This is a genomic window from Pelomonas sp. V22 (assembly GCF_030014915.1).
Classification (GTDB): Bacteria; Pseudomonadota; Gammaproteobacteria; order Burkholderiales; family Burkholderiaceae_C; genus JAUASW01.
The window spans coordinates 1-710 of the sequence record NZ_JAGIXS010000027.1; the positions used below are offsets into that span (position 1 = coordinate 1).

Below are 710 nucleotides of genomic sequence, written 5' to 3' on the forward strand. Positions count from 1 at the left end.
CGCCAAGCTCGACGATGGTGTAGGAGCGAGACGCGGAGCGGACGGTGCCATCGAAGCCGGTGGTACCGTCACCCTAGACTCAGAACTATCCAGCTTGAGCACCGATAGGGTCTTCATCGCAGCCTCATCGACAGGATGATCAGATCGCGGGCCAGTGCCCCCAGCCCCCACGGTGAACGAGAGGATCAACGGAACACGCTGACTGCCTCGACCAGACGCTGCGTCTGGGTCTCAAGGCTGCCAGCGGCAGCTGCGCTTTGCTCAACGAGCGCGGCATTCTGCTGCGTGATCTGATCCATGTGCGCAACCGCACTGTTGACCTGGCTGATGCCGTCGCTCTGCTCGCGCGTGGCGTTGCTGATCTCTGCGATCAGGTCGGAGACGCGACGGACTTGCGTGACGATGTTCTCGATGGCCTCGCCGGTCTGATCGACCAACCGTGCCCCCGAGTCCACTCGCTCGACACTGGCACCTATCAGCGCCTTGATCTCACGTGCGGCGTCGGCGCTTCGGCCTGCCAGTGCGCGGACCTCGCTAGCGACGACTGCAAAACCACGGCCTTGCTCGCCGGCACGCGCCGCTTCCACGGCAGCATTCAGTGCCAGGATGTTGGTCTGGAACGCGATGCTGTCGATGACGCCGATGATGTCGACCACCTTCTTCGAACTCTGCGCAATGTCGCTCATTGTCCGGACCACTTCCTGCATGGC

At 62.8% G+C, this 710-nt stretch carries 1 protein-coding gene; it reads right to left on the reverse strand.

Annotated features, from left to right (window positions below; all coding sequences use genetic code 11):
* Positions 1 to 185: 185 nt before the first annotated feature.
* On the reverse strand, positions 186 to 710 hold a 525-nt coding region (locus J7U46_RS23190; protein WP_282829618.1), incomplete at its 5' end, for a methyl-accepting chemotaxis protein.